The following is a 15961-nucleotide window of genomic DNA, read 5'->3' as shown; positions in this document are numbered from 1 at the left end:
AAGGCTTATAAATGCCTTGCCACCTTTAGATGAACTATTTTTTCTTTGGAAATATTTCATTTCCAGCAATTAATCCAACTATAAACCCCGCAAGAAGCCATCCAATAACCCCTCCATTTATGTCCGACAATTCATCTTTTTTCAGTTCAACAACTCCATATTCATTATTACTTTTCATGATTTTTAAATTTTAAGTTAATTATATTTTACCTCTTTGCAATCCAGTGCCTAGAATTGCTATCGCTGCACCCACAACAAATGCAAATACAGCACCTAAAAAACCTCCTTCGACCTCTTTCTGTTCTTGAATACTTAATTCTTGAACTTTGAAACTTTCTAAATTTTTCATTGATATAAATTTTAATTAAACAATAATTTTCGCAACCAAAGCCAGAAATTCTGTTGCGCGCTGCTTTAGATTACTTTTTCAAATATGGGAGTTGCCACTCTCAAATTTTGAGAGTGAGCAGGTGAAAAATGTTAAAATTTCAGTAATCGTTTCATATTGCCAAAGCTATACCCTCCGGAAAGGTTCCGTTCGGTTATTTCGTCGAGCGCTTCCACATAAAACCCGCATTTAAAGCTTGTGGTTTCGGTGTACACATAGCTCTGTCGTGATAAATCATAACAAATGGGGGCGTTGAGTTCTTTCATAGTTTCTATCATTCTAAAAACTGTGGCTTCGGACACTTCCAACCTATCTGCCAACTGTTTTGGCCTTCCTGTGGCCTTTAATCGTATCAATTGATCTATACGTTCCAAAATTGCTATCTGTTGAGTAAGTTTTGCCATGATTAAAAGATTTATGAATTAACAGGTTTACGAATGGATAAGAATGAAGGTACTTGTTGCTGCCATAAGTTAAAATAAGCTCCTTTTTGATCATATAATTGGTAATGCGAGCCCTCTTCCAAAACTTCTCCTTTGTCCAAAACCACTATTTTATCCGCATTCACCACCGTACTCAACCTATGGGCTATAATGATTACGGTTTTGCCCTCTGATCGTAAATTGTCAATAGTTTTTTGCACAAAATTCTCTGAGCTGCTGTCCAAGGACGAAGTAGCCTCGTCCAAGACCAAAATTTCTGGGTCTTTATACAATGCCCGTGCAATGGCCATACGTTGTTTTTGCCCTCCCGATAAGGATGCTCCATTTTCACCTAAATAGGTGCTGAAGTCATTAGGGAGACTCTCTATGAAATCCAAAATGCCAATGTCCTTGCATATTTTGTATATCCTCTCAAAGTCTGGTTGTAGTTCTCCTACAGCTATATTTTCAATGACATTTCCTGCAAATAGGTCGATTTTTTGTGGTACTACGCTTATCAAATTGCGGAGACTTTGGTTTTCCATATGGTTGATATCAATATCCCCAATTCGAATTTTACCCTTATTTATGGGATAGATATTCTGTAAAAGGGATACAAGGGTCGATTTTCCTGAGCCACTTTCCCCCACAAAGGCCGTTATGGTGCCTTTCTGAATGGTCAGGTTTAAATTTTTAAAGATTTCGACCCTTGTTCCATATTGAAAATTTACCTCCGAGAAGGTAATATCATCAACCTTATCCCTAGTGAACACTATGTTTTTATCCTTCTCCTCTCGCTCCAAATCCATAATTTCAAAAAGACGGTCCGCCGCTATGAGGGCATTTTGAATTTCTTTGTTTGCTCCTATCAAACTACTCAATGGTCCAGTAAAATATCCGATGATGGCATAGAACGATAATAGCTCTCCAGGGCTGATCTGTCTTTCAATAACAAAACCTGAACCTGCCCAAAGGAGCACAATGATGAATACTTGTGAGATAGCTTTTGACGAGGTCTGAGAAAAAATCATATTTAAACTGGAAGTATAGCCAGTTCTTAATAGGGTGATAAAGCGGGTTTCTGTTTTGATGTTTGCAAAATCTTCCAAACCAAACCTTTTTATGGTACCCACAGCATTTAGGGACTCCACCAATTGACTTTCCAAATCGGCGGCATTTTCCATGAACCGTCGCTCTACTTTTTTATTGAGTCTATTTACAATCCAATAAATAAGACTGTATATGGGAATAATAATCAACATAATCAGGGCCAGCTTCCAATAATAGGAGAACATCAAGGCGAAGGAAAAGACCACGATAAGTATGTTGACGGTTAGATTAAGAGATACCCCATTTATAAAGTTTCTGATTTTTACCGCATCGTTGATTCGGGATATAATCTCCCCTACTCTCATGGTGTCAAAAAACTCGTGAGGCAGCTTTATCAAATGTTTGTAGTAGCCCAATATTAATCGGGCATCTATTTGTTGTCCTGTTTTTAAAAGAAAGGTGTCCTTATAATACCCAATGGCTAGTTGAATCAATAATAGGATGATCATAACTACACTTAGCAAGTTCAGCAGTTTGGCATTGCCATCTACCAAAACATGGTCTGTAATCTTTTGAATGTAAATAGATGTGGAGAAACCCAACAAGGTGTAGACCAAAGCACCAATAAAAGCTTGTACAAGCACTGCTCTATGAGGCCGTAACAAGAACCAAAATCTTTTAAATACAGATACTTTTTCGTTACTTTTTTCAAAGCTTTCATTTGGCAGCAATAGCACTAAGACCTCTGTCCATTCTTTTTTAAATTCTTCATGGCTTCGCTTTTCCAGCTTTCCCGTGCCAGGGTCCATGATTTTTATGTGTGATTTGGTTACTTCGTAAATTACAACATAATGATGCAGTCTTTCGCGCACAATAATATGTGCAATAGCTGGTTTGGGGATTTTAAATAGGCTCTCAAAATCACCCCGTACTCCTTTGGCTTCAAACCCCAATTTTTCAGCCGCTTTAATAAGACCGTAAACGTTGGTTCCTTTTTTGTCGGTTCCAGCATATTGTCTTATTCTTGAAATAGGTATTTGTAAATTATAATGTGCTGCTATGGAGGCCAGACAAGTGGCTCCACAATCTGTAATATCATGCTGTTTTATGGTTGTTTTCGCCATTTTAGTCGATTGAAGTAATTTGACCATTCTGTTTGGTTGGATTCATCCAATCGTCAACCTTGTCATATAAGAGCTGGTACAGGGTCCTTTCGGTAAGTTCAAAGCGAGCATTAAAGGTCATACCTTTTTTTATGGTCCCTCGCGCCCCATTTTTAAGCTCCAAGAACTCTTCGTTCATTTGGCATCTCATCTTAAAAATAGGTTGCTCATTGATTAATTCAATATCTTCCGAAATCTCTAAGATTTTTCCCGTAGCCAAACCCCACTGGTTATAGTTATAGGCATCTATTTGAAAATTAACGGGTTTTGATTCATCAATAAGTCCAATATCCAAAGGGCTCACATAACATTCGGCCAATAGCTCGGTATCAGGTGATATCTCGGCCAATATAGATCCAGAAGTAACGATACTACCCCTTTCAATACCAACTGGATTCACAAGAGACCCAGAGACAGGAGCTGTTACGATATACTCTTTTTTGTTTTCTAGGTATTGGGAACTTTTGTTTTGGGTGATTTCCAAATCATTCCTGAGTTCAGTTAAGCTGGTTTCCCATTTGTTGAATTGTTGCTTTTTGAATTGATTAAATGCGCTAAGCGCTAAATCATATTCCAATTTGATATTTTCAAATTCAGCTTTTGCAATTACTCCTTTGTCCAAAAGTTTTTGGTTGCGATCAAAATCAACTTTTAACTTTTTTATTCGAGTTTTGTGTTCAAAGGAAATCTCTAAAAATTGAAAATACTCTTTTTGGTATTTTGGAGATTGAATACTATCGCTTTGTATTCGTTTTTGATTCAATAGGTATTGTAGGTCTCTTATTTGTTCTAAGAATCTTTTTGTATCGTACTTGGTCAGGGCTATTTGTTCGTTAAGTACATTATTTTCCAGAATGAGCAGTACATCTCCTTTTTCTACATATTTATTGCTCTCAATACCGGAAAACAATACTTTTCCGGAATTAAGACTTGTAATAGCTATTCGTTCCTTAGAGGGTTTGACCAGACCTTGGGCGTTTGTGTAAACTTTTACCTTAATAAAGGGCAAAGCACAAATAATAGACAGGATAAAAAACAGTAGCAAACTATAAATTGCTTTGCTTTTTACCCCATTTTTGGGAATGTACGCCTGTACTGTATTCTCAATAATCTCTTTCGGGAAAATTTGCATGGACTAAATGTCGCTGCAAATAAAAAGGCAAACAAGCTAAGATTTTCGTGATTTATAAATGCGAATTCAGATTTATAAATTATACCAACTTGCCCAATAAAAATTAACTTCTTGATTACTTTTTTGAATAGTAATCGAGGTAAATCTAACCTTTCAACTTCCTACGCTTACGCTCTTTGGTAATTAAAGTAAGTTCTCGTGAAGTTTGCCCGGCAACGGAGGTGTTTTCCTCCGCCCTTCTGATCAGATAGGGCATTACATCCCTTACGGGTCCGTAGGGAACATATTTTACGGAGTTGTAGCCGTGTGCTGCCAAGTTATAGGTAATGTGATCACTCATCCCGAACAACTGACTAAACCAAATTCGTTCATCATTGGAAGAAATGTTGGATTTTTCCATAAGGTCCACCAATCGTAGGGTGCTTTTTTCGTTATGGGTTCCCGCAAAAATGGTAAAACGTTCCAAGCGTTCCATCATATAATCGATAGCGGCGTCGAAATTTTCATCGGTTAGCCTTTTATTTTCACAAATGGGACTTTGGTAACCTTTGTCTTCGGCCCTTTCGTTCTCTTTTTCCATATAAGCTCCCCGAACCACTTTGGCCCCGATCTTAAAACCTTCTTCCTCCGCCATTTTGTAAAGCTTTACAATGTACCCCATACGATCCCAGCGGTACATTTGGAAGGTATTGAACACAACGGCTTTTTCTTTGTTGTATTTGCGCATCATATCCAGGACCAAATCATCTGCGGCATCCTGCATCCAGCTTTCTTCGGCATCAATCAACAAGGCAACATCCAATTTATGTGCTTTTTGGCAAACCTTATCAAATCGATTTACGATTCGCCCCCATTCGGCCTCTTCTTTCTCCGTTAATTTAGCTCCTTCGGACACCTTTTCGTAAAGTTTAAAACGACCAAAACCCGTTGGTTTAAAAACGGCAAATGGCATCGCATCTTTCTCCTTTACGAAATCCAGGATTTCAAGGGTCTTTTCCATGGCAAAATCCAATTGGTTGTCCACTTCTTTGCCTTCGGCCGAATAATCCAAAATGGAACAAACACCATTACCGTACATGTTGTCTATGATCGGTAGGCAATCCTCTTCGTTCACCCCACCGCAAAAATGGTCGAACACGGTAGCCCTGATCAAACCTTCGACCGGTAGGCGCATTTTTATGGCAAAATTGGTAATCGCCGTTCCGATACGTACCAAGGGCGCCATGGAAATCATTTTAAAAAGGAAATAGGCCCGGTTCAACTGGGGGTCCGACTTTAGCTCAAAAGCTATTGCAGTATTCTCAAAATTTGGTCGCATTCTTTACTATCCATTAAAGATTCAAAGATAAGTACGCAAAGTAGAACCGTATATATAAAAATAGTCTTTATTTAGTGGTGTAATTTGAATTATGGAATCGGTTAAATCACAATCCTACGAGGTACACATTAATGATTTGGCAAAAGCTGCTCTTAACCAGCACATTGCTAAAAATAGTTACTCCAAATTGTTTCTTTTGGTAGATGAAAACACCAAAACACATTGTTTGCCCATTTTTAAAAAAATATTGGAAAAGCCGGTTGATTCCGTGTTGGAAATCAAGTCCGGTGAAGAAAATAAACACATTTATACCTGTTTGCAGCTCTGGGAGGACCTCTCCAATTTGGACGGGGACCGCAAAAGCTTGCTCATTAACCTGGGTGGCGGGGTGCTTACGGATCTGGGAGGGTTTGTTGCCTCTACTTTTAAAAGGGGAATTGACTTTATAAACATTCCCACTACCCTACTTTCCATGGTAGATGCATCCATTGGTGGCAAAACCGGAGTGGACCTGGGTTCTTTAAAAAATCAGGTCGGTGTGATCAATCAGCCGGAAATGGTCTTGATTTTCCCGGAGTTTTTGAATACCCTTGATTCTCGCCAAACCAAAAGTGGTTATGCCGAAATGCTCAAGCACGGCCTTATACAGGATGAAGCTTATTGGAACGATTTGTTGGATAAAAGCAATTTTACCGATGCTTCTTGCATTCAAAAATCCATTGCCATTAAGAACAAGGTGGTTTTACAGGATCCAACGGAACAAGGTTTGCGAAAGATTTTAAACTTTGGACATACATTGGGACACGCCATTGAATCCTATTGCTTGGAGAATGAAGATAAAAAGACCTTGTTGCATGGGGAGGCCATCGCCGTCGGAATGATTCTGGAGGGCTATTTGTCCCATGAGCTCCGTGGTCTTTCCAAATTGGCAGTGGACGAAATCAAAAAAGGCTTTTTGAAACATTTTGAAAAGGTTGATTTTACCGAAGACGACATTGCAAACATTCTTCGCTTGCTCAAATACGATAAGAAGAACTCCCATGGCAATGTAAATTTTGTATTGCTTCAAGCCATTGGAGACGCGGTTACGGACATCAAAGTACCAGAAGAATTGTTCCCCAAAGCATTTGCTTTCTACAGGGAATAAACAGTTCGCATACATATTTTTTACGTTGGCAACTCTTTGCGCTCATCAAATTCAAAAATTCCTAGTTTAGGAACGCTAATTATAACTAACCATTATGAAACGAATTTTGATAGACTACAAGAAGTTGGACCACAAAGTGGCGGGGCAATTAATTGATTTGTATCCAGACGGTTACGGAGACGATGACATCATTTCCATAAGAAAGCCCAATGGAGAGCTTATTGAAGCAGTAGAAATAAAAACCCCGGACACCATCTACCTGGTGAAAATAAGTAGGAGTCTTTCCAATTTTATCGCCAATTTTGAAGAAAACATTGAAAAGGAGCTCGACAAAGATTTAGTGGCTTCTGAGTTTGAAGCTGGTTCGTTCGACGGTCTGGAATCCGCCTCGGAAGAAGATGCGGACTATGACGATAATTATTGATTAAGCCAAATAACGTTCACGAAAGATTCGAACATGATGCGCTTGGTGCCCACAAATAATAAAGCCAAGGGCCCTGACACTCATTTTGGAGCCACTGGCCACTCCTATCCTTTTAATGGCCTCTTCATCAAAAGAATCAAAGAGAGAAATTGTGGAGTCCCTGACCGCCTTATATTCTTCAATTAAATCACTTTTGGAACGGTTGTCCGCATTGGAATACGGCACATAGGTGTCTTGATCAAAACCGGGCAAAGGAGTTTTATCGTTTCTGGCAATACAAAGGGCACGGTACTGAAAAATCCGTTCCGTGTCGATCATATGCACCAATGCCTCTGCCAAGGACCATTTGCCTTCGGCGTAAGCATAATTAAGTTTCTCTTCTGGGATTTCTTCAAAAAGGGATAAAAATGTACTTTTCCCTCGCTTTAATTCTTCAATCAGTTCCACTTCGCCCAGCGCCATGACGTAGGTCTGGTAAAATGGATTGTACTCAGAAGACGGAAGTTCCGAAAGTACCATATATCGTGGAAGGTTTACAACTCGTTGAAAATGGTGTGCATCAAACGTCTCTTATCGTTGATGCTCTCTTCCAAGGAAATCATCGTTTCCGTTCTACTGATTCCTTCAATATCATCTATTTTAAAAATGATGTTTTTGGCATGTGTGGTATCCTTGGCCCGGATTTTACAGAAAATATTGAATTTGCCTGTAGTAATGTGGGCTACCGTAACATAAGGTATCTGCCCTAACCTTTCCAGCACAAATTTGGTTTGGTGGGTTTTTTCCAAGAAAATACCAACATAAGCAATAAAGGAATACCCAAGCTTTACGTAATCAAGGGTAAGGGAAGAACCTTTTATGATTCCAGACTCTTCCATTTTTTTGACTCGGACATGAACCGTACCTGCGGAAATCAGCAATTTTTTTGCGATGTCCGTAAAGGGTGTACGGGTGTTATCGATTAACATATCCAATATCTGGTGGTCTATCTCGTCCAACTTTACTTTGTTCATTACATTGAATTTTGCAGCAAAAGTAGTTAAAAAAGGAAATTTACGTAATAAAATTGCTTTTTTTTTAAATAATATGCAAGAACCTTAAAAAAAAGTCTCTTATTTATTGAATTTCAATAGTAAATTGAGAATCTCTTTTTGGGTGGATGGAAAGCCAAAATCCTTGGAATCAATACATTCTAAGGTTTGGTGTCCGTAAAAACCTGTTAGTGGCCCAATCTCCGCGATTTCTGGTCGGAATACAATTTTTTCATGGACTAAAACTTCTTTATATCGAATTCCGACGGAATGACCGGCTTCAAACTCAGGATTGACGATATCTGGATTATAGACCAGTACATCAAAAAATAACTTGTCGTTTTCAGGTATGGAGAAGTAATCGCCCGTTTTAAAATCATTGATTTTATCCGTAGCTATGGTTTTTAACGCTTCTACTATTGAGAGGAAGATTAGTTCGCGTGTTTTTTCCCTTTCGTAGTCTTTGGGATAGTGACCTGCTTCGAACAAAATGGTCGGCACACCCAACATTTGAAGTGTGTCCCCGATGCAATTATCATTAAATCCATCATCGTACCGCCCAATCTGTCCCGGAACAAGGTCTTGAAGCATGGTGTTCATTGCAACAATCAATTTCATCGCCACTTCCCTACTTGGGGTAATGTGACATTCCCTATTACTGGAGGGCGATAAAAACGAAACGGTTGCGGGTTTGTTGGTTTTCCCCGCGCTAAATAATGTGCGTTGATCGTGAAGGTTAAAACAAAAATCTGGTTGAAAACTTTCGAACAACTTCCGAAAAGCCATGCTTTCGGGCTGCGTCAAACTTTTGGCATCACGGTTTAAATCTACCTTATTAGCGTTCTCTCGAGTGTATATTTCGGCGCCATCGGGATTAAGCATGGGTAGAATCGTTAGGGTACATTCCCTTAAAATGGTCTTGGCCAACGGTTCATCAGATTGTAAGTAATTGACCATATCCCAGACAGCTTTGGTAGTAGTGGACTCGTTCCCGTGCATTTGCGACCACATCAGCACTTTTTTATCCCCGAAACCCATTTTGAAAGCATGGATATCAACACCATTTACCGAACTCCCAATAGCGATTGGAGGATCGGATAGTTTTGTGAAACACGGTTGTACAGCTTTTAGGTCAATGTATCTGCCAGTAATGGAATCATTTTTATATCGTGAATAATCAAGCATACACTTTTGAAATTAAAGTTTACAAAAGTAACCATACTCTTTTTTACAATTGTAACAATTTGGAATATACAAACGCGATACATTTGTAACGGTTTTTCTGGGTATATTATTGAGAATATATAAATGTAAACATAATTATATTAATAGACTTTATAGTATTATATATCAAATATTTATATTCTTGTATCTCAATTATTACGTTAAGTTATATGGTGATGTTTGGTAAGTTTATATACGTATTGTTTTAAAATATATTACCTTAGAGATAATTAAATTTACATTTGTGAACAAAGAGATTGTTTCCCGTATAGAAGCCGTTATTGAACATTTGGATGTATCTGTATCCGCCTTTGCCGATGAGATTGGCGTACAGCGTTCAAGCATCTCCCATTTACTCAATGGACGAAACAAACCTAGTTTGGACTTTGTTATGAAATTGGTCACCGCCTACCCTGAGGTGGATTTATACTGGCTATTAAAAGGTGAAGGAAATTTTCCAAAGGAAAACACCAATCAAGTTGGATTGAACGCACCGGAAGTTACAGAAGATATCCATAAACAAGCAGTAGAAGATTTTGTTTCTCCACTCCCTCCCCATAAAAATCACGATGAACACGAAAAGAAAGACCCGTATAAAATTGTAATGTTCTATGAGGATGGCACCTTTAAAATATTCAACACAAAAAACGATTGACCCTTTCAGCTAGTTTCCGTTACTTTGCACATATGATGAAATATCTTTTTTTTGGATTGATTGTGCTATTTTTTATAGCCTGTGGACAGCCACCACAACGTAATTGTGAGGATTTCAAAACTGGGGAGTTCAAGTTTACTGCCACCATCAATGGCGAAGAGAAAACAACCACATTCCACAGGACTCTTGAGCTTGAGGTTGATGAATTTGAAGGAAAGAAGGATTCGTCCTCCATTCGATGGATCAACGATTGTGAATATATCCTGAAGAATTTAAACCCTAAAAACAAAGCCGAAGAACAGCCCATCCACATCAAAATACTGACTACCACGGCGTCTTCCTATACCTTTGAATACAACGTTGTTGGAAATAGCCAAAAATTTAAAGGTACCGCCCATAAACTGGATTAATCCTTTTAATTAGGTCTTTGGTAGGCAAGTTCAGGGCTTGACTCCTTTTGTTTCTTGAACAATCGCTGTTGTTGTTTTACAGTGAGGGTACTGCCATCGTGACTCCACCCTGGTGGGCCAAAAATGTACATAAGTTTATGTGAAAGCTTTTTTGACTTTTTTACATCATTCCAGATATCCTTGAATTCATGGGTAAGAATAACTACCGGATTGTACGATTCAGGTGCATGGATTACACCATATTTTACATCTACATCGTCATCCAGTTCTTTCCAAGTACCGAACATTTTATCGAAAATATTTAAGAACCCACCATGATTTTTATCTAGATATTCCACATTTTGTGCGTGGTGTACTTGGTGCATGGTATGCGTGTTGAATATTTTTTCCAAAAAACCTAGCTTGGGAACATAGACCGTATGCAATTGAAATTGCCAAAGTGCTTCAATCCCTAAACAAACCAGAACCATTTCCGGCGGAAAGCCAATGGCGGGCAACCAAATATAAAAGAAAGGCTTGTATAGAATCGTGAACCAGCCATTTCTAATTGCTGTTCCCAAATTAAAGTTATCCGAAGAATGGTGCACGATATGTGCCGCCCACAAAATGCGAACCTCATGGTTGGCCCTGTGGAACCAATAATAGGTAAAATCATCGCCCAATTGGCAAATAATCCAAATGTACCAAGCATAGCCAAAGGACTCGTAGCCCATAATATTGGTCCTTATACCTCCAACTACGGGATTGAAAAGTTCATATGTCCCTTCAAAAAGAAGTATGGCAAAGGCTACTTTAAAAAGTGGTCCCAATATAGCGGAACCAATTCCCATAAAACCACTTGCAGCTAAATCCTTCCAATTGTAAAGATCATGGTGTTCATGATCATGGGTTTTGCTATAAGTCAATTCCAATAAAATGAAAGCAATAAAGACTGGTACACCATATACCAGGGGGTTTGTGAAATCCATAAAGATGTATTAAGCAATCTGCCTTAGGTGTGTAAATCGGTTGGAAAATTAGCCATAAATCGAATCAAAACAAAGTGGTTTGATCAGAACTATCATTCTTTGTTTCTATATCATCATCATCATTGCCTATCTGTTCTTCGTCTACCACCTCTATATCTTCGGCCTCTTGTTCCTTCGGTTCTTCGAAGGGCAAGGGGTCAAGGGCGTTGATGTTTTTCACCTTGTCCGCAGTAAGCTGATTCCCAAGTGCTTTAATGCCTTTCACGGCAATAAAGTCCTCAACATCCACTTGTAGGTTGGGTTTTGGGTCTTTTCCGCGAGGTTTTACAAACTCAATGTCGATCATTGGCCTCCAATCGGTGGACACGAGCTCCAAATAGGATTTGGAACCCTCATCAATTACCACTTCTTCCTTGTTGGGGTTTTCCACCAAGAATCTTTTTAGGTAAAAACGTTCTTTGTCACCAACGTAGTGCACTACTGAAATCGGTTTGTCCGGGTTCCATTTTTCCAGTACGATCATATCGTCGTTGAACCGTGTGAGCAAGTCCGGTGGGATGGTTTTTACGATTCCCTTCTGATCAATTACCAAAAGTAGGTCGTCTCCTTTAAACTCCCCCAGCAACTCCCCTCTTCCATCCACATTGAGACGACTCACCACGTCATCGAACCAAATCTTTCTCGGTTTTAATGTTGATACGCCTTTCTCTTTTAGCTCGATACGCTTTACGGTGTATTTTGTAACTAAATTACCTTTGGAACCCCGCCCTTTGATGAGTACATCGGAAAAATCCAGGTCCCATTTCAATTTTTTGATACTACCGGATTGACGCAACATTACCGTGACCACTTCAGCCTCCCCATTTGGATTGGCGGAAAAATACAAGACTTCGGAAGAAGCTTTATCGCCTGCAAGTTGATAAATCTTATCACGAGTCATACTGGTCACATTGAAGCGCTTCACATAGGTCGGTCCTCCTTTCATGAGTTTGTAAATCATGTTGTAGGTGGTCCGTTTGTCCTTCTTTTTGAATACGGCTACGTGGATGATATTTTTTCCGACAAACACCTTGGAATCCACCTTGGTGACCATCATTTCACCTTTTTGGGTAAAAACGATAATGTCGTCTATGTCGCTACAATCGGTGACGTATTCATCCCGCTTTAGCGAAGTTCCAATAAAACCTTCTTCTCGATTTACGTAAAGTTTTGTATTTCTGATGACAACCTTGGTAGCTTCGATATCATCAAAAATTCGTATTTCCGATTTTCGCTCTCTACCAGCGCCATATTTCTTTTTAAGCTCTTTGAAATAAGCAATGGCATAATCCACCAAGTGTTCCAAATGATGCTTGGTTTCTGCAATCCTATCTTCTAAACTCTCAATAAGTTGCTGCGCTTTGTCTAAATCAAACTTTGAAATACGCTTGATTCTGATTTCCGTCAAACGAACAATATCGTCTCGAGTCACCTCTCTTTTTAAATGGGAGATGTGTGGTTTCAGTCCTTTGTCGATAGCATCGATTACGCCTTCCCAGGTTTCTTCTTCTTCAATTTCACGATAAATTCTGTTCTCGATAAATATTCGTTCCAAAGAAGAGAAATGCCATTGTTCCTCGAGCTCGCTCAATTGTATTTCAAGTTCTGCTTTAAGTAAATCCACAGTATTGTCTGTAGATCTTTCAAGCATCTCTTTGACGCCAATAAATAATGGCTTGTTGTCTTCAATCACACATCCCAACGGAGAGATGGATGATTCGCAAGCTGTAAATGCATAAAGTGCGTCAATGGTTTTGTCTGGAGAAATTCCATTGGGCAGATGCACTAGAATTTCTACTTCGGCAGCTGTGTTGTCCTCAATCTTTTTTACTTTGATTTTCCCCTTGTCGTTAGCCTTTAAGATGGAGTCAATTAAAGATGAGGTATTGGTGCCGTAGGGTATTTCGTTGATGACCAAGGTATTCTTGTCCAAGGTGGATATTTTGGCCCTAACCCTGATTTTTCCACCACGCATCCCGTCGTTATAGTTGGTCACATCAATCACTCCTGCCGTTGGGAAATCGGGATAAATGGTAAACCTTTTTCCTTTTAGGTGTTTTATGGATGCGTCTATCAACTCGTTAAAGTTGTGCGGGAGTATTTTCGTTGAAAGTCCTACTGCAATTCCTTCGGCTCCTTGAGCCAAAAGAAGCGGAAATTTAACGGGAAGATTAACAGGTTCTTTTTTTCTGCCATCATAAGAAAGTTGCCACTCCGTAATTTTTGGGCTGTAGACTACTTCCAGGGCAAACTTGGACAGTCGAGCCTCAATGTAACGCGGTGCTGCAGCACCATCGCCGGTTAAAATGTTGCCCCAGTTACCTTGGGTGTCGATAAGGAGGTCTTTTTGTCCAATTTGGACCATAGCATCGGCAATACTCGCATCACCGTGCGGGTGGTACTGCATGGTGTGCCCCACCACGTTGGCCACCTTGTTGTAACGGCCATCGTCCAACTCTTTCAACGAGTGCATAATTCTACGCTGCACAGGTTTAAAGCCATCTTCGATAGCAGGGACGGCACGTTCCAAAATTACATACGAAGCATAATCCAAAAACCAATCCTTGTACATCCCCGTAACCTTGATCAGGCTATCTTGGGACTCATCTTGGTTTTCTAAACTCTCATCGTTCAGTTCTTCATTTTCTTCCATTTAGAAAGTCGGCATTTATTTGGGTTGTAGTTGGTTTTCTTCAACAAGGTCAAGTTCCACTTTGAGGTTGTTTATAATGAATTCCTGTCTGTCCGGCGTATTTTTCCCCATATAAAATTTCAACAGGGTATCTATGCTCATTGCCTTGTCCAGCATAACAGGCTCCAAACGGATATCATCACCTATAAAATTTTTGAACTCATCCGGAGATATTTCACCCAATCCCTTAAATCGGGTTATTTCTGGTTTTCCGCTGAGTTTTTCAATGGCATTTCTTCGTTCTTCGTCACTGTAGCAATAAATGGTCTCTTTTTTGTTACGTACCCGAAACAATGGGGTTTGAAGAATGTATAAGTGGTTTTCCTTGATCAATTCTGGAAAAAATTGCAAAAAGAAGGTAATCAGCAACAAGCGAATGTGCATTCCATCCACATCGGCATCCGTTGCGATCACAATATTGTTATATCTGAGGTCTTCCATAGAGTCCTCGATATTGAGCGCTGCCTGCAACAAATTGAACTCTTCGTTTTCGTACACGATTTTTTTGGACATTCCGTAGGAGTTCAGCGGCTTCCCTCGAAGACTAAATACGGCTTGCGTATTCACATCCCTGGATTTGGTAATGGAACCTGATGCGGAATCTCCCTCGGTAATGAACAGGGTAGTCTCCAAACGGCGGTCTTTTTTCATATCCTGCAAGTGCACACGGCAATCCCTGAGCTTCTTGTTGTGGAGACTGGCCTTTTTGGCACGGTCCCTGGCCAATTTTCGAATTCCCGAGAGTTCTTTGCGCTCTTTCTCGGCCTGAACTATTTTCTTTTGAAGCGCTTCAGCAGTCTGCGGGTTCTTGTGCAAGTAGTTGTCCAGCTGCGTGCCGATAAAATCGTTGATGTAAGTACGTACCGTGGGTAAATCACCGCCCATATCAGTGGAACCTAACTTGGTCTTGGTCTGGCTCTCAAAAACAGGCTCCATCACTTTAATGGAAACTGCGGAAATGATGGATTTCCGAACATCCGAAGCATCATAGTTTTTTCCGTAGAAATCACGGACAGTTTTTACGATGGCTTCCCGAAAAGCAGATTGGTGTGTTCCCCCTTGTGTGGTATGCTGCCCATTTACAAAAGAATGATATTCCTCGCTGTACTGGGTTTTGCTGTGGGTCATCGCGACTTCAATATCGTCGCCTTTGAGATGGATTACCGGATATAGAAAGTCTTCTTCGTTGTTGTTGTCCTCCAACAAATCCTTTAGTCCATTATCCGAATGGAATTTTTCTCCATTGAAAACAATGGTCAGACCAGGATTTAGGTAAACGTAGTATTTGAGCATCCGCTCTACATACTCGTTCCTGTATTTGTATTTTTTAAAGATGGTTTCATCAGGTGTGAAACTCACCTTGGTCCCCTTTCTTCGGGAAGATTCTTCCAAAAGTTCTTCGTTGACCAGATTTCCTGTTTCAAACTCAGCGGATTTGGATTGGCCATCCCGGTTGGATTCAACCCTAAAATACGCGGAAAGGGCATTTACCGCTTTGGTACCCACTCCGTTCAATCCTACGGATTTTTTAAAGGCGCGGGTATCGTACTTACCTCCCGTGTTCATTTTGGAAACCACGTCCACGACTTTACCCAGTGGAATGCCACGACCGTAATCGCGCACGTGCACGGTATTTTCCTTTATTGTGATTTCGATGGTCTTCCCCGACCCCATCACAAATTCGTCAATGGAATTGTCGAGTACCTCTTTTAAAAGAATATAAATACCATCATCTGCGGAGGAACCGTCGCCCAATTTTCCAATGTACATCCCGGGACGCATACGAATATGCTCCTTCCAATCCAGCGAACGGATATTATCCTCAGTATATTGAGTGTCTGCCATTAGTTAAGGGTTAATCATTGCAATATAAAATTTAGGAGCAAAAATAAAAGGGT

The 15961-nt window shown here is 39.9% G+C and carries 16 protein-coding genes; 4 read left to right on the top strand and 12 right to left on the bottom strand.

Annotated features, from left to right (window positions below; all coding sequences use genetic code 11):
• Nucleotides 1-34: 34 nt before the first annotated feature.
• The 6 genes from J4E06_RS11535 to J4E06_RS11510 all read right to left on the bottom strand — a co-directional run bounded on the left by J4E06_RS11535 (nucleotide 35) and on the right by J4E06_RS11510 (nucleotide 5473).
• A complete protein-coding gene (locus J4E06_RS11535) occupies nucleotides 35-178 on the bottom strand; it encodes a class IIb bacteriocin, lactobin A/cerein 7B family (RefSeq protein WP_349524071.1) in 144 nt (47 codons plus the stop codon).
• A gap of 21 nt (nucleotides 179-199) precedes the next feature.
• A complete protein-coding gene (locus J4E06_RS11530; protein WP_349524070.1) occupies nucleotides 200-349 on the bottom strand; it encodes a hypothetical protein in 150 nt (49 codons plus the stop codon).
• A 131-nt stretch (nucleotides 350-480) separates the two neighbouring features.
• Nucleotides 481-792 carry an HTH domain-containing protein gene (locus tag J4E06_RS11525; protein WP_349524069.1) on the bottom strand — a complete coding sequence of 104 codons (312 nt, stop codon included), beginning with the start codon at nucleotides 790-792 and terminating at the stop codon, nucleotides 481-483.
• Between the two features lie 11 nt (nucleotides 793-803).
• A complete protein-coding gene (locus J4E06_RS11520; protein WP_349524068.1) occupies nucleotides 804-2984 on the bottom strand; it encodes a peptidase domain-containing ABC transporter in 2181 nt (726 codons plus the stop codon).
• A gap of 1 nt (nucleotide 2985) precedes the next feature.
• A complete protein-coding gene (locus J4E06_RS11515; RefSeq protein ID WP_349524067.1) occupies nucleotides 2986-4155 on the bottom strand; it encodes an HlyD family secretion protein in 1170 nt (389 codons plus the stop codon).
• A gap of 145 nt (nucleotides 4156-4300) precedes the next feature.
• Entirely contained in the window at nucleotides 4301-5473 is a 1173-nt protein-coding gene (locus tag J4E06_RS11510) for a proline dehydrogenase family protein (RefSeq protein ID WP_349524066.1), read from the bottom strand.
• A 91-nt stretch (nucleotides 5474-5564) separates the two neighbouring features.
• Between J4E06_RS11510 and aroB the strand changes: the two genes are divergently transcribed.
• A complete protein-coding gene (gene aroB / locus J4E06_RS11505) occupies nucleotides 5565-6620 on the top strand; it encodes a 3-dehydroquinate synthase (protein WP_349524065.1) in 1056 nt (351 codons plus the stop codon).
• A gap of 94 nt (nucleotides 6621-6714) precedes the next feature.
• A complete protein-coding gene (locus J4E06_RS11500) occupies nucleotides 6715-7044 on the top strand; it encodes a hypothetical protein (protein WP_349524064.1) in 330 nt (109 codons plus the stop codon).
• Here the strand turns inward: J4E06_RS11500 and J4E06_RS11495 are convergent, their stop codons facing one another.
• From J4E06_RS11495 to J4E06_RS11485, 3 genes are all read right to left on the bottom strand, one after another.
• Nucleotides 7045-7563, bottom strand: a complete 519-nt coding sequence (locus J4E06_RS11495) for a DinB family protein (RefSeq protein WP_349524063.1) — start codon at nucleotides 7561-7563, stop codon at nucleotides 7045-7047.
• 14 nt (nucleotides 7564-7577) lie between these two features.
• Nucleotides 7578-8057 (bottom strand): Lrp/AsnC family transcriptional regulator, encoded by a 480-nt coding sequence (locus tag J4E06_RS11490; protein ID WP_349524062.1) that lies wholly within the window; start codon nucleotides 8055-8057, stop codon nucleotides 7578-7580.
• A 99-nt stretch (nucleotides 8058-8156) separates the two neighbouring features.
• A complete protein-coding gene (locus J4E06_RS11485) occupies nucleotides 8157-9260 on the bottom strand; it encodes a M14 family metallopeptidase (protein WP_349524061.1) in 1104 nt (367 codons plus the stop codon).
• Between the two features lie 283 nt (nucleotides 9261-9543).
• Between J4E06_RS11485 and J4E06_RS11480 the strand changes: the two genes are divergently transcribed.
• Both J4E06_RS11480 and J4E06_RS11475 read left to right on the top strand, forming a co-directional pair.
• Nucleotides 9544-9954: a helix-turn-helix transcriptional regulator gene (locus tag J4E06_RS11480; RefSeq protein WP_349524060.1), complete on the top strand. Its 411-nt coding sequence runs from the start codon at nucleotides 9544-9546 to the stop codon at nucleotides 9952-9954.
• Between the two features lie 32 nt (nucleotides 9955-9986).
• Nucleotides 9987-10364, top strand: a complete 378-nt coding sequence (locus tag J4E06_RS11475) for a DNA topoisomerase IV (RefSeq protein ID WP_349524059.1) — start codon at nucleotides 9987-9989, stop codon at nucleotides 10362-10364.
• 5 nt (nucleotides 10365-10369) lie between these two features.
• On the opposite strand, the gene J4E06_RS11470 is transcribed toward J4E06_RS11475, so the two are convergent.
• The 3 genes from J4E06_RS11470 to J4E06_RS11460 form a co-directional block, all read right to left on the bottom strand.
• Nucleotides 10370-11332: a sterol desaturase family protein gene (locus tag J4E06_RS11470; protein WP_349524058.1), complete on the bottom strand. Its 963-nt coding sequence runs from the start codon at nucleotides 11330-11332 to the stop codon at nucleotides 10370-10372.
• Between the two features lie 64 nt (nucleotides 11333-11396).
• On the bottom strand, nucleotides 11397-14024 hold the full coding sequence (locus tag J4E06_RS11465; RefSeq protein WP_349524057.1) for a DNA gyrase/topoisomerase IV subunit A: 2628 nt from the start codon (nucleotides 14022-14024) through the stop codon (nucleotides 11397-11399).
• 15 nt (nucleotides 14025-14039) lie between these two features.
• On the bottom strand, nucleotides 14040-15908 hold the full coding sequence (locus J4E06_RS11460) for a DNA topoisomerase IV subunit B (RefSeq protein WP_349524056.1): 1869 nt from the start codon (nucleotides 15906-15908) through the stop codon (nucleotides 14040-14042).
• Nucleotides 15909-15961 lie beyond the last annotated feature (53 nt).

The organism is Allomuricauda sp. NFXS6, assembly GCF_040148835.1.
Taxonomy (GTDB): Bacteria; Bacteroidota; Bacteroidia; order Flavobacteriales; family Flavobacteriaceae; genus Flagellimonas.
The sequence above is the reverse complement of the archived record's forward strand: the minus strand, read 5'-3'. Positions and strand labels throughout refer to the sequence as shown.